Genomic DNA, 224 nt, shown 5'->3' on the forward strand with positions numbered 1-224 from the left:
AGAGAATGAATTTAAGGACTGGTTCTCCCTCTGGGGACCATGGCATGCTGTACTGAAGCGTACGGAAGCTGACCGCTGGGCGCAGGCAGAAGAGCAGAAATATGAGATGCTGGAGAATGAGTACCCTCAGAGGGTGGCTGACCGGCTGAAAGCATCAGGTCTGAGCGGTGATGCGGATGCGGAGAGGGAAGCCGGTGCACAGGTGATGCGTGAGACTGAACAGC

At 56.2% G+C, this 224-nt stretch carries 1 pseudogene; it reads left to right on the plus strand.

From position 1 onward, the window contains the following. Positions 1-224 (plus strand): annotated as a pseudogene (locus tag BFF42_RS21885) (E3 ubiquitin--protein ligase); the annotation flags it as partial.

The organism is Shigella sp. FC1661, from assembly GCF_001712525.1.
Taxonomy (GTDB): domain Bacteria; phylum Pseudomonadota; class Gammaproteobacteria; order Enterobacterales; family Enterobacteriaceae; genus Escherichia; species Escherichia coli.